The sequence below is a fragment of the Streptomyces sp. NPDC002690 genome (genome assembly GCF_053592415.1).
The window spans coordinates 52901-63522 of record NZ_JBSFVR010000006.1 but is presented as its reverse complement, the minus strand read 5'-3'; the positions used below and the strand labels follow the sequence as shown (position 1 = coordinate 63522).

Here is a 10622-nt window from a genome sequence, read left to right as displayed (position 1 = left end):
GTCAGATCAGCGCGGGCACCTCCACCGTGAGGGTCGCCTGCCCGCCCTCAGCGGGGGCGTCGAGCACGGCCGGGAGTCCGAGCGGGACGGTGAGCGTGGTCGGGCCGTGGCCGAATCCCAGCTCCTCGACGACGGGCACCCCGAGGGCGCCGAGCCGGTCGGCGAGTACCGCGCGGACCCGGTCGTACGGTCCACAGCTCTCCCAGGAGCCGCAGACCACTCCGGCGACGCCGTCCAGTGCGCCGGAGCGCAGCAGGCGGGTGAGGAAGCCGTCGATGCGGTACGGGTCCTCGGTGACGTCCTCGATGAGCAGGAGGCCGCCCCTGCCGGAGGTGCGGGCGCCGGGGGTGCCGAGGTCGGCCGCGAGGAGGCTGAGGCATCCGCCGTAGGTGACGCCACGGGACCGGCCGGGCACCAGGGAGGCCGCGGTCTCCAGGCCCAGGGTCCGTACCGACTCGGGTTCGAAGAGGGTGGCGCGCAGCGCGTCCTGGGTGGCGGCGTCCTTGAGGAAGGTCTCGGCGCCGACCATCGGGCCGAGCAGAGTGGAGAACCCCGCGCGCAGCGCGAACGCCTCGTGCAGCACGGTGACGTCGCTGTAGCCGACGAACGGCTTGGGGCCGGCCGCGCGGATGGCGGTCCAGTCGAGCAGGTCGACCATGCGGTGCGCGCCGTAGCCGCCGCGGGCGCAGAGGACCGCGTCCACGGACGGGTCGCACCAGGCTTCCTGGAGGTCCCGCGCGCGGTGTTCGTCCGTCCCGGCGAGGTAGCGCAGTTCGGGGTGGACGTCGCGGGCGTGCGGGGCGACGACGGGGTCGAGGTCCCAGCCGCGCAGGATGTCCAGCCCGGCGTCCATCCGTTCGGCGGGTACGGGGCCGCTGGGCGAGACGATCGCGACCCGGGCGCCGGGCCGGAGTCTGGCGGCCCGCGCGAGCGGTACGGGGCCGGCGGCGGTGGACGGGGGTGTGGCGGACATGGTCATCGCTTCAGCTCCAGGACCGGGACGTCCACCCCGTCGATGCCGAAGGTCTGCGCGTAGAGGGAGAGTTCGGCTTCCAGGGCGCGGATCAGGGTGGCTTCCAACCGGAAGCCGTGGCTCTCCCCCGCGAAGGTGAGGTAGGCGTGCGGGATGCCGCGTCCCTCGATCGCGGCGAGGAAACGCTCGCACTGGACGGGCGGGCAGATCACGTCGTCCAGTCCCTGGAGCAGCAGGAACGGGGTGCGCAGGCGGTCGGCGTGGGTCAGTGGCGACCGCTCGCGGTAGCGGTCGGGCACCTCGGCTAGCGGGCCGACCAGTGACTCCAGGTACTGCGACTCGAAGTCGTGGGTCTCGCCCACCGCCCAGCCGGTGAGGTCCAGGATGGGGTAGCTGATGGCCCCGCAGGCGTAGACGTCGGTGCTGGTGAGGGAGGCGGCGGCGGTCCAGCCGCCGGCGCTGCCGCCCCGGATCGCCAGCCGGGTCCGGTCGGCGGAGCCTTCGGCCGCGAGCGCCTCGGCGACGGCGGCGCAGTCCGCGACGTCCACGACGCCCCACTGTTCGCGCAGCCGTTCGCGGTAGGTGCGCCCGTAGCCGGTCGACCCGCCGTAGTTGACCTCCACGACTCCGATGCCGCGCGAGGTGAAGTACGCGACCTCCAGGTCGAGGGCGAGCGGGACGCGGCTGGTCGGACCGCCGTGCGCCCAGACGACGAACGGCGGCAGTTCACCCTCGGGGCCGGTGTGGCCGGGGTTGCGGGGCGGGTACACCAGGGCGTGCACGTCTCGGCCGTCCGGCCCGGAGAAGGTGCGTTCCTGCGGCTGGGGGTAGTACGCCGGGTCGACGGCGTCGGTGTGCGGTGCGCCGATGGTCCGGGTGTGGCCGGTGGAGGTGTCCAGCTCGACGACCTCGTAGCCGGTGTGCGGGCTCGCGGCGACTCCGACGACGCGGTCGCCGCGGACGGCCAGGGTCTCCGCCCAGGCCGTCCAGGGTCCGGCCACGTCGACGAGTTCGCCGGTCTCCGGGTCGAGCACGCCGAGCCGGGTGGTGCCCGTGCCGTGGAGGACGGCGATCAGGCCGTTGTCGAGCGGTTGGAACCAGCGCAGGCCGATCTTCCAGAGCGGTCCGCCGAACTCCTCGCCCCGGCCGGGGCAGAGGGTGGTGGTCGGTACGGCTCCGCCCGCGACGGCGTCGGGCCGGATGCGCTGGAGCTGCCACCAGTCGCTGATGTCGGAGACGAAGAGCAGGGAGCCGTCCCGGTCCCACTCCACCTGGCAGACCGATTCGTCGGTGTCGCCGACGAGCGGCCGGACTCCGGTGAAGGTGCCCTCGGTGGTGACCTCGGCGAGCATCACGACCGTGCCGTCCCACGGCATGTCCGGGTGGTCCCAGGCGATCCAGGCGGCCCGGCGGCCGTCGTGCGAGAGCCGGGGTCCGGTGACGAAGCGGTGGCGGTCGTCGGAGAGTTCGGTCACGGCGGCGCGGTCGCCGGCGGCGGAGCCGTCCAGCGGCACGGCGGCCACCACCCGGCGCACGTCGCCGGCGCCCTCACCGGTGAACTCCTCCAGGACGCACCAGACCTCGCCCCGGTCCGGGTGGATCTGCGGGTCCACCCAGCGCAGTCCGCCGCCGACGGCGGAGACCGGGGTGAGCGGCCAGGGCTCGTCGGGGCCGTCCGGGGCGTACGCCCAGAGCCGCTGGTCGGCGAAGTTCACGAAGACGACGAGCGGGCCTCCGGCCTCGCGGGCAACCCCGGCCCAGGGCTGTCCGCCGTACTCGATGACCCGGCTGCGGGCGTTCCAGGGTGCGGGCAGCACCGTGGTGATCGCGCCCTCCGCGCTCCGGCGCACCAAGGCGCGCCGGCCGCCTTCGGAGGGGCGGGGTTCGGTCCACCAGACCTCGTCGCCGACGGTGCCGACGTACTCCGGGCGGCCGTCGTGCGAGGCGGCGAGCGCCGCGTCGACGGGCGTGGACCAGGTGCCGTACGGGGCCGGGACCGGGGCGGTCGTGGTGGTCGTGCCGGGCTGGGTGGTACCGGGCTGGGCCGTGCTGGGCCGGCTGGACGCCATGGTTGATTCCCTCGTCGTGGTCAGGCGCTGCGCAGGTAGTGGTCGAGGACGCGGACCCCGTAGTGCAGGGCGTCCACGGGAACGCGTTCGTCGACGCCGTGGAAGAGCGCCTGGTAGTCGAATCCGACCGGCAGTTTGAGCGGTGAGAAGCCGTAGCCGGTGATGCCGAGGCGCGAGAACTGCTTGGCGTCCGAACCGCCCGACATGGAGTACGGGACGGCGTGCGCGCCGGGGTCGAAGAGTTCGACGGCGGCGCGCAGCTTGGCGAAGGTCGGGGAGTCCACGGGGGCGGTCAGCGGCACCTCGTGGTGGATGAACTCCCAGTCGACGCCGGGGCCGGTGAGCAGGTCCATGGTGGTGCGGAACTCGTCCTCGCCGCCGGGGACCACGCGTCCGTCGATGACGGCGGTGGCGTGGCCGGGGATGACGTTGACCTTGTATCCGGCGTCCAGCTGGGTGGGGTTGCTGCTGTTGCGGATGGTCGGCGCGATCAGGGCGGCGGCGGGGCCGAGCTTGCCGAGGAGTTCGTCGGCGTCGAAGCCCGGGGCGTCGAGGTCGGCGGTGAGGCCGTGCAGCGCGGCGATCTCGGTGAGCGCGGCCCGCACGGTCGGAGTGAGGCGGACGGGCCAGGTGTACTCGCCGATCCGGGTGACGGCGGCTGCCAGCCGGGTCACCGCGTTGTCGCGGTTGACCTTGGAGCCGTGCCCGGCCCTGCCGTGCGCGGTGAGCCGCACCCAGCCCGTGCCGCGCTCGCCGGCGGCGATCGGGTAGAGGGAGAGGCCGTCGCCCGCGTGGAAGGTGAAGGCGCCGGACTCGCTGATGCCCTCGGTGCAGCCTTCGAAGAGGCCGGCGTGCCGCTCGGCGAGGAAGCCGGAGCCGTCGGCGGCGCTGGCCTCCTCGTCGGCGGTGTAGGCGATGACGATGTCGCGGCGGGGGCGGACGCCGGCGCGGGCCCAGCCCCGGACGACCGCGAGGATCATCGCGTCCATGTTCTTCATGTCGACGGCGCCGCGCCCCCAGACGACACCGTCGCGCACCTCGCCGGAGAAGGGGTGCACGGTCCAGTCGGCGGCCTCGGCGGGGACGACGTCGAGGTGTCCGTGGACGAGGAGGGCGTCGGCGGACGGGTCGGTGCCCTCGATGCGGGCCACCACGTTGGTCCGGCCCGGGGTGCGCTCCAGCAGGACCGGCTCCAGGCCGATGTCCGCGAGGCGCGCGGCGACGTATTCGGCGGCCGGGCGCTCCTGGCAGGTGCCGTCGCCGTTGTTGGTGGTGTCGATCCGGATGAGCTCCGAGGTGAACGTCACCGATTCGTCGAGGGCCTGCTGGTCCACGGAAGGGGACGGGGCGGGCGACTCAGCCATACTGTTCCTCCACTGCGGCGGACACGATCGTGGTGACCGCCTTGAACGTGCGAATTCCCTCGTACATCGTCGCGCTGGTGTACCCGACGCGCCGTACGTCGTTCTGTGTCACGCCCGGGACGACGGTGGCGGCTCCGGCCAGGTGCTCGGCGTCGAACTCCAGCTCCACGGTGAAGCCGGCCCCGGTGACGGGGTCGTGCCGGACGGCCAGCGGCACGGCCTCGGCGGCTGCGGCGCGGATGTCGGCGGCGGTACGGGCGGGGGTACGGCACACCGCCGCGTACCGGGAGACGTAGTCCTTGACGGCGACCTTGCGGGCGTCGGGGGCGTATCCCTCGGCGTCCACGCAGGTCAGGTCGTCGCCGGTGACCAGCACGACGGGCACGCCGTATTCGGCGGCGACGTGCGCGTTGAGCAGTCCCTCACTGGCGCGTACGCCGTTCAGCCAGACGCCGGTGATCGAGTTGGCCAAGTAGGTGTGGGCCAGGACGCCCTCGGTGCCGGCGCCCGTGTGGTAGCCGACGAAGGCGACCGCGTCGACGTCCCCGTGCTGGATGCCCTCGACCATGGAGAGGGTCTTGTGCCGTCCGGTGATCATCTCGACGCGCTCGTCGAGCCGCTCCAGGAGCAGGTTGCGCATGCTCCAGTGGGCTTCGTTGACGAGGACCTCGTCGGCTCCCCCGTCGAAGAAGCCGAGAGCCGCGGCGTTCACGTCCGAGGTGAACATGGAACGGCAGCGCTCCCACTGGGGAGTGCCCGGCAGGACGTCCCCCGGCCAGGTCACACCGGTCGCGCCCTCCATGTCGGCACTGATCAGGATCTTCATGCGGCCATACGGTACGCGCCCCGGTGCGCGCGGGCCACGGCGTGCGGGCGTGACTCGCGCGGTTACCCGGACAGGGCGGCCCGTGGCGGAGCCGCGTGGTCCGCACGCGTCCGGGCGGGTGGCGGTCGTGTGGTCGCCACGGGGCCGGCTCCGCGCGACGCGGGGAGCGGGTCCGGCCGCGGCTACGCGGTGGGGGGTGTCACCACGACGGCGGTGACGGCCAGTCCGTTGCCGGTCGACCACCGCCCGTCGAGCGTCCGGGGCAGCGGCGGACGGCCGGGGGGCCGCGCGGGGGGCGGTGCGAGCAGCCGGGCGGTGAAGGTGCCCCGGACGGGGTCGAAGCGGAGTTCCGCGTCCTCGAAGCCGAGCCGCTGGCCGGTGTGCGGGTACCAGGCCTTGTAGACGGATTCCTTGGCGCTGAACAGCAGCCGGTCCCAGTGCGTCCCGGCCGGCGCGGACCGTGTCCAGGCGCGTTCGGCGGGAAGGGCTATCGTCTCCAGCACCCCTTCCGGCAAGGGCCCGTGGGGCTCGGCGTCGATGCCGAGCATCGTGACGGCCGCGCCGTGGGCGAGTGCCGCGGCCCGGTACCCGTGGCAGTGGGTGAGGCTGCCGACGATCCGGGCGGGCCAGCGCGGGGCGCCGTACCGGTCGGGGAGCACCGGGCCCGGCGGCAGCCCGAGTGTGCCGAGCGCCCGGCGGGCGCAGTACCGGACGGTGGTGAACTCCTTGCGGCGCTTGTCCACCGCGTGGCGGACGAGTGCTGCCTCCTCCGGGTACAGCTCCGCCTCCGGCGGGTCGGTGAAGGTCTCTTCCACGGCGACCGCGGTCGGCAGGACCGCCCGCAGCATCACCTCTCTCCCCGTACCGCGGGGACGACCGGGCGGATACGCCGGGGCGGCACGGTGCGGGGGTGTCCGGGCCGTTGCCACTCGCGCGGGTAGCCGACGGACACCTCCTCGAAGGGGACCCCGTCGTACACCGTGGACCGGGGGATGTGGAGGTGTCCGTAGACCATCGCGGCGACCGGGAAGCGGCGGTGCCAGTCCGCTGTCCGTTCCGTGCCGCACCAGAGGGCGAATTCGGGGTAGCGCAGGATGTCCATGGGCGTGCGGACGAGTGGGTAGTGGTTGAACAGGACGAGCGGCATCGCCGGGTCGAGCGCGCCGAGGCGTTCCTCGGTCAGACGCACCCGCGCCTCGCACCAGGCGTGGCGGCTGTCGTACGGGTCCGGGTGCAGCAGGTACTCGTCGGTGCAGACCACGCCCGCCTCCTGGGCTGCGGCCAGCGCCTCCTCGCGGCTGAGCGCGGCGTCGGTGCGGAAGGTGTAGTCGTACAGCAGGAAGAGCGGGGCTACGGTCACGGGCCCCCCGGGTCCCTGCCAGACCGGATAGGGGTCCTCGGGCGTGACGATCCCGAGGCTCCGGCACAGCTCCACGAGGTGGTCGTAACGCTCCACCCCGCGTAGGCGCAGGGGGTCTTTCGGAGGCGTCCACAGCTCGTGATTGCCGGGCGCCCAGAGGACCTTGGCGAAGCGGGAGGCGAGAGTGCCGAGGGCCCAGGCGATGTCCTCCGACATCTCGCCGACGTCCCCGGCGACCAGCAGCCAGTCCTCGTCCGTCTCCGGGCGGAGGCCGGCGACGATTTTGCGGTTCTCCTCGTAGCTGACGTGGAGATCGCTGATGGCCAGGAGGTTGCCCGAAACTTGCGGCACGTATCTTCCTCTCGTCGCTTCCCGGCGAGGAGCCGGTTCGTGCGGATGCGGTGCGGCGGTGGTCGCGTACACCGGGCGACGGGCCCCCGGGGCGTACCGCTTCGAAGGCTGGCACGTCCGGGCACCGGGTGTCACCCCTGATCGGCATGTCGCCGCGGTCCGGACGCCTCGGGGGCGGTGGCGGACGGGCGGCACGAGGGGGGCCTCGCGCATCCGGCACACCGTCAACTTCCGTCCCGGCTCTTGCCAGAGACATCCGGAAGCCCTAGTTTCATCGCACGATTAATCATATTTACTTACCGATTTACTCGGGTTTACCTAGGTTCACTCGCACCCGCCCCACGCGTCCGCGAGGGCCCGCATCGACACCCGCACGACCGGCACGCCCCCTCCCCCGTCACCGCCCGCGCCCCACCGCCGGAACGCGGGCCCACCCCCGCAGGAGATCCCCGTGCCCCCACGCATGCGCAGAACCGCCCTCGCCGCCGGACTGGTACTCGTCGCCGCCCTCTCCGTCACCACCGGTACGGCCTCGGCGGGCAACGCTCCCGGCTCCGCCGCGCAGGGCTCCACCGTCCGGGCCGAGTACTTCGCCGATCCGGCGGGCGAGGGCAGGCACGTCCAGGTGCCCGCTGTATCGCCGTACGCGGCCTCCGCCCCGGCACAGTCCGCGGCATCCCGTTCCGCCGACGCCGCGACGGCCACGGACGGCGCGGTCACCGTCCTCTCCCAGACCGGCCCGAGCGCCGCCCGCATGGACGTGGCGATCATCGGCGACGGCTACACCGCGTCCCAGCAGGCCGACTTCCTCGCCGACGCCCGCGCCCGGTGGGCGGAGGTCACCGCCGTCGAGCCCTACCGGAGCTACACGGGCCTGTTCAACGTGTGGGCGGTCGGGGCCGTTTCGGCCGAGTCCGGCATCTCCGGCGACCCCTCGGCGGGCGTGGTCAAGAACACCGCGCTCGGCTCGTACTTCTGGTGCTCCAGCACCGAGCGGCTCATCTGCGTGGACCTCGCCAAGGTCAGGACGTACGCCGCCAAGGCCCCCGCGGCCGATCTCGTCGTCGTGGTCTCCAACTCCACGAAGTACGGCGGCGCGGGCTACTCGGGGCTCGGTTCCTCCTACTCCTTCGCCGGTGTCTCCACCCTCTCGTCCGACAACAGCCAGTCCAGCCTGATCGCCGCCCACGAGATAGGCCACTCGATCGGCCTGCTCGCCGACGAGTACACGTACGACAGTTACGGCACGTACACCGGAGCGGAGCCCGTCGAGCCCAACTCCACCGTCCGCACGGCCGCGCAGCTCACGTCGGCCCAGGCCAAGTGGTACCGCTGGCTCGGCGAGAGCGACCCCTCGGGCGGCACCGTCGGTACATACACGGGCAGTTCGTACTATCCGCTGGGCGTCTACCGGCCCACCGCCGACTCCCTGATGCGATCGCTCTCCACGGACAAGTTCAACCTGCCCGGCCGGGAAGCGATGATCAGCGGCTTCTACCGGTACGCCTCCGCGCTCACCGCGACCACCACCGCCACCACGGTGAGCCGCGGCCAGACGGTCACCGTGAACGTCGCCACGCTGACGACGGGCCTCTCCCAGCTCGACCTGCGGTGGTACGTCGACGGAACCGAGGCCACCCAGGCGCGGGGCCTGACCAGCGTGGTGCCGCAACAGCTCGGTGTCACGGCGGACGGACGCACCCACACCCTCATGGCACGCCTCGCGGACACCACGGCCTCCCTCCGCGACCCGAAGGCCAAGACCGCCGCGACCGACACGCTGACCTGGTCGGTCACCTCCTGATCCAGGGGCGGTGCCGCCCCGGAGCGGGCGGCACCGCCCCTCCGTCCGCCCCTCCGTCCGCCCCGCGCCCGCAGGGCGGCCCGAGGCTCGCGCGGGCGGCGCGGACCGGGAGGGTGCGGGAGAGTGGATCCATGGCACTGCACTGGAAACTCGTCATCGACAGCGGGGACGCGCCGATCCTGGCCGACTTCTGGGCCGCCGCGCTGGACTACGAGGTGGAGGACCCGAGCCCGCTCGTCACACGGCTGCTGGCCGCCGGACAGCTCGGGGAGGACGCGGTCGCCGAGCACCACGGGCGCAAGATCTTCCGCGGCTACGCCGCGATCCGCCACCCCGACGACCCCTTCGACGAAACCAGTGGGGTGGGCGCCGGGCGGCGGCTGCTCTTCCAGGAGGTTCCCGAGGAGAAATCCGGCAAGAACCGTCTGCACGTCGACATCCACAGCGAACCCGGCGGCCTCGAACGGCTGGTGGAGCGGCTCAAGGACCTGGGCGCCACCCCGGTCCGCGAGGTCGACCAAGGACCGGCCGGGCACTGGTGGGTCATGAAAGACCCGGAGGGCAACGAGTTCTGCGCGGCGTAGAGCACACCGGCCCGGAACGGATCGGTTGCCGCACAGAGCACATCGGCGGTCCGCGACGCGCGCACGCGCTCGCCGCGGACCACGGACGGCCTGGGAGGACGCCCCGGTCGAGTGGCAAACTGGCCTCGCGTATTTTCATGCCGAGGGGGCCACCGTGCCGATGATCCGTTCCATCCGCCGGGCGATGAGCCGTGCGGTCCACCGCACGGTGGACCTGAGCCACCCGGCCCGTTCGCCGCTCGGCAGTTCGGTCGTGAACTGCGTGTCGTACGAGGACGGGGTGCGGCAGCCCCTGGCCGACTCCCCCGAGGAGGCCCTGCACCGGGTCCGCCGCACCGGGAACGGCTTCGTCTGGCTCGGCCTCCACGAGCCGGGCCAGGAGGAACTCGCGCGCGTGGCAAAGCTGTTCGACCTCCACCCGGTGGCGGTCGAGAGTGCGCTGCGCGGGCACCAACACCCGAAGGTGGAGCCGTACGGGAAGGGGCTGTTCGCGGTCTTCCGGACGTGCGGCTACGTCCCCCACGAGCAGTTCACCGCCACCAGCGACGTGGTGAACACCGGTGAGCTGATGGTCTTCACCGGGGAGGACTTCGTCATCACGGTGCGGCACGGCTCCCACGGTTCGCTCGGCCCGCTGCGCGAGGCCCTGGAGGCCGAGCCCGCCCGTCTGCGGCAGGGTCCGGCCGCCGTGCTGCACGCCGTCGCGGACACGGTGGTCGACGCCTACGCGGAGGTCGCCGACTCCCTGCAACACGACGTCGACGCGGTGGAGACCGCCGTGTTCAGCGTGGACGCCGGCCGGGGCGAGGCGGGAAAGATCTACCAACTGAAGCGTGAGCTGATGGAGTTCAGGCGGGCGGTCGCCCCGCTCGACCGCCCGCTGCAGACCCTCGCCACCCGGCCCATGCCCGCCTTGGCCCCCGAGACACAGCCGTACTTCCGCGATGTCGCGGGCCGTCTCACGCGGCTGACCGAGCAGATGGCGTCCTTCGACTCGCTGCTCGACTCGGTGCTCCAGGCCCATCTGGCCCAGGTGACGGTCGGGCAGAACGAGGACATGCGCAAGATCACCGCGTGGGCCGCGATAGTCGCCGTGCCGACGATGGTGTGCGGGATGTACGGGATGAACTTCTCGCACATGCCGGAGCTCCGGTGGACCTACGGATACCCGTTCGCACTGGGGCTGATGGCCCTGGCGTGCTACGCGATCCACCGGGGCTTCCGGCGCAACGGCTGGCTCTGAGCGGCGCCTTGGGCCGTGTCCGAGAATTCGGACCGCTCGGCGGGAATT

The 10622-nt window shown here is 72.7% G+C and carries 9 protein-coding genes; 3 read left to right on the top strand and 6 right to left on the bottom strand.

What is annotated here, in order from left to right; all coding sequences use genetic code 11:
* Nucleotide 1: 1 nt before the first annotated feature.
* The 6 genes from ACWD3D_RS01875 to ACWD3D_RS01850 form a co-directional block, all read right to left on the bottom strand.
* Nucleotides 2-973 (bottom strand): S66 peptidase family protein, encoded by a 972-nt coding sequence (locus tag ACWD3D_RS01875; protein WP_451458949.1) that lies wholly within the window; start codon nucleotides 971-973, stop codon nucleotides 2-4.
* Nucleotides 974-975: 2 nt separating this feature from the next.
* The gene (locus tag ACWD3D_RS01870) at nucleotides 976-3042 is read right to left on the bottom strand and encodes a S9 family peptidase (protein ID WP_451458948.1); all 2067 of its coding nucleotides are present in this window, start codon (nucleotides 3040-3042) and stop codon (nucleotides 976-978) included.
* A gap of 20 nt (nucleotides 3043-3062) precedes the next feature.
* A complete protein-coding gene (locus ACWD3D_RS01865) occupies nucleotides 3063-4406 on the bottom strand; it encodes a M20/M25/M40 family metallo-hydrolase (RefSeq protein ID WP_451458947.1) in 1344 nt (447 codons plus the stop codon).
* Nucleotides 4399-5232 carry a M55 family metallopeptidase gene (locus ACWD3D_RS01860; RefSeq protein WP_451458946.1) on the bottom strand — a complete coding sequence of 278 codons (834 nt, stop codon included), beginning with the start codon at nucleotides 5230-5232 and terminating at the stop codon, nucleotides 4399-4401. The genes ACWD3D_RS01865 and ACWD3D_RS01860 overlap by 8 nt, the downstream gene beginning before the upstream one ends.
* A 182-nt stretch (nucleotides 5233-5414) precedes the next feature.
* A complete protein-coding gene (locus ACWD3D_RS01855) occupies nucleotides 5415-6080 on the bottom strand; it encodes a 4'-phosphopantetheinyl transferase family protein (RefSeq protein WP_451458945.1) in 666 nt (221 codons plus the stop codon).
* Nucleotides 6080-6943: a metallophosphoesterase family protein gene (locus tag ACWD3D_RS01850; protein ID WP_451458944.1), complete on the bottom strand. Its 864-nt coding sequence runs from the start codon at nucleotides 6941-6943 to the stop codon at nucleotides 6080-6082. The genes ACWD3D_RS01855 and ACWD3D_RS01850 overlap by 1 nt, the downstream gene beginning before the upstream one ends.
* A gap of 451 nt (nucleotides 6944-7394) precedes the next feature.
* Between ACWD3D_RS01850 and ACWD3D_RS01845 the strand changes: the two genes are divergently transcribed.
* From ACWD3D_RS01845 to ACWD3D_RS01835, 3 genes are all read left to right on the top strand, one after another.
* A complete protein-coding gene (locus ACWD3D_RS01845) occupies nucleotides 7395-8747 on the top strand; it encodes a M64 family metallopeptidase (protein ID WP_451458943.1) in 1353 nt (450 codons plus the stop codon).
* Nucleotides 8748-8878: 131 nt separating this feature from the next.
* Complete coding sequence (locus tag ACWD3D_RS01840; RefSeq protein WP_451458942.1) at nucleotides 8879-9331, top strand: VOC family protein; 453 nt, start codon at nucleotides 8879-8881, stop codon at nucleotides 9329-9331.
* Between the two features lie 160 nt (nucleotides 9332-9491).
* Nucleotides 9492-10574 (top strand): magnesium and cobalt transport protein CorA, encoded by a 1083-nt coding sequence (locus ACWD3D_RS01835; RefSeq protein ID WP_451458941.1) that lies wholly within the window; start codon nucleotides 9492-9494, stop codon nucleotides 10572-10574.
* The last annotated feature ends 48 nt before the right edge of the window (nucleotides 10575-10622 follow it).